The sequence below is a fragment of the Zooshikella sp. RANM57 genome (assembly GCF_050749885.1).
Lineage (GTDB): Bacteria > Pseudomonadota > Gammaproteobacteria > Pseudomonadales > Zooshikellaceae > Zooshikella.
In genome coordinates this window covers 1-417 of record NZ_JBOIUB010000062.1, presented here as the reverse complement: position 1 = coordinate 417, position 417 = coordinate 1, and the positions used below count along the sequence as shown (strand labels likewise).

The 417-nt window shown below is 36.5% G+C and carries 1 protein-coding gene; it reads left to right on the top strand.

Translation table 11 applies throughout. The features are described 5' to 3' along the window. Nucleotides 1-106 precede the first annotated feature (106 nt). Nucleotides 107-417, top strand: a 311-nt coding sequence (locus ACQ96U_RS27135; protein ID WP_431724403.1) for a hypothetical protein, incomplete at its 3' end; no start/stop codon positions are given.

Below are 417 nucleotides of genomic sequence, written 5' to 3'. Positions count from 1 at the left end.
TCCTACAGCAGAGAGTCGCTATAAGGTAATTAAAATAATATACCAGAAATTCAATGGGGACTGGTCAGCCAGCAATAATTTTAGGATTACTGATTATGATTACTTTATGAATGACGGTGCTGATGATGTACCTCCCCAACTGGAAAATATAGGCTTTTACTTGACATTCCACCCCATGCAGAATGCCATTTTATTTATGCTTTATGATAAAAGAAAAGTCAATGAGAGTGGGAACAACCACTATCAGCAAACTGATTATAATGATGTTCAAAATGGTGTGCCCTACTACTATGGTGGTTTTATTAATGCGCGGATGGAATTAACGCCTGCTGATCCTGCAACCGCAACTACCATGGATGATATGTTTGGTTTGTTTTATAACAACTTAAACACATCAAATGACAATAAAGTAATTAG